A 1,686-nucleotide genomic window follows, 5' to 3' on the forward strand; every position below is an offset into this window, starting at 1 on the left:
CATTCATGTCGCCATTGCCCGTGTCGAGGCAGCAGGATGGAAGGCGAAAGGTAATCCGCTGCCGATCCCAGGTGGTCCACGGAAGGGAACGTTGGTGGCCTACGTGTCAGGCCCCGATCATATCACGATAGAGCTTATGCAGCCGACAGCCCGTTAATGGGCCGGCAAAAGCTTTGCCGCCTCATCATCCTTTGAAAGCTGGCGGGTCAGCGTGCAGGGCCGAGGCTCAGCACCTTCTCTGCTGCAATACTGAATGGATGGCAGAAGTTGGGGAGCCAGAAAGAGGCCGCGAATGACCGCAAGTGGGTCTGATCAGACCCAAGTGGCTGGACAAAATATGAACCCTGGTGGGGTCATATTCTGGTCAGATCCGAGCCATTGGCGCAGAGCTTGGCTACTGAACGGACATCCGGAAGCAAAGGTCGGAAATCGCCTGCAAAGTGACCGCTTTGTTGGTCCTGAGCGCCTCCAAGCTGCCGGACGGCTCCCGACCCAAAGGCAGACGTAGCCGAGGCAAGTTGCCGGTCTTGGAAGCTGACATTCTGAACCGGGGTTCTGACACACGGAAACCCCCGGAAAACCGTGTTCGCGTCGGCTGCATCAAAACCGACCGGTTATGACACCAGCGACTTTCCCGATTGAGATGGTATTTTGCGATTATGGCTCGGTTAGCCGGTGCCACCTGAAACATCGGGAGCGACCTTGGGGTCGGGGTCCTGCGCCTTGCCGGTTGCGGGTGCCGCCTTCTGATGCGGCATGGCGGTGAGATAGGCGACGATTGCGTCGACATCCTTCTCGGCCACCGGCGCCTTGTACACTTCGCGCATCTTGGTGACGGTCGCCTTCCATTGATCCGCCGATAGCGCAGGCTGGGTCAGCGCCATACTGGCCGAGTGGCACGAGGTGCAGTTGGCGTTGACGACGTCGGCGTGCGGACCATCGGGATAGGTCGCGTCGTCGACCGGCAGGTCGACGCTGGTCGAGGTAAGCGAGAAGCCACGGGCCGACACGCTGACGGGGGGCGCCGGCTCGGACGTCTCGGAGATCGGGGCAGACGCCTTGCGGCTGCTCGGCGCACCTATCGAGATGAGGACGATACCGGTCAGGCCAATCAAGCTAGCGGCCATGATGCCGGGAGACGGGGTCTTCATACTACTCGCTCCTCAGGCCGCAATGATGGTAGTGATTTCGATGTTGCCGCGCATGAACCCGCCGGGGTTCCAGATCGGCTTCATCGGCTGAGCGACACCGTTGGCGTTCCAGCAGCGCACCATGATGGGGTTGGGACCGTGCCTAAGCGGCACGCGACCATCCCAGCGCCGGAAACTATACTTGCCCTCGTCCGCTCCGAGCGTCGTCCTGTACCAAGTGCGGCCACCATCGGATGAGACATCGACCTTGGCGACGCCGCAGTCGCCGCCCATCGCGATCCCGCCAACCGGGATGGACGCTTCATAGGCGATCGCCTGGCCATCCGGCAGGCTTGTCATCCAGCTGCGCGGGATCATGCGATTGATCGGCACGGTCGGGAAGTCCTTGGCACCGGGCGCGACATTCGCGCCGGGTGTCGCCGGTATCTTATAGGCCTTGGCCATCCAATACTGGTCGTCAGGGCCGGGCAGCACCTCGATCGCGTTCAGCATCTTGACCCAGTAGGTCGAATACCAGCCCGGGACGATCAGCCGG

The 1,686-nt window shown here is 61.7% G+C and carries 1 protein-coding gene and 1 pseudogene; both read right to left on the minus strand.

From position 1 onward, the window contains the following. Positions 1-668 precede the first annotated feature (668 nt). Positions 669-1,151: a c-type cytochrome gene (locus ASE88_RS00140; RefSeq protein WP_056474033.1), complete on the minus strand. Its 483-nt coding sequence runs from the start codon at positions 1,149-1,151 to the stop codon at positions 669-671. 12 nt (positions 1,152-1,163) lie between these two features. Beyond that, positions 1,164-1,686, minus strand: a pseudogene (locus ASE88_RS00145) (oxidase); the annotation flags it as partial.

It is taken from the genome of Sphingomonas sp. Leaf38, from assembly GCF_001421825.1.
In the GTDB taxonomy this organism is placed as follows: domain Bacteria; phylum Pseudomonadota; class Alphaproteobacteria; order Sphingomonadales; family Sphingomonadaceae; genus Sphingomonas.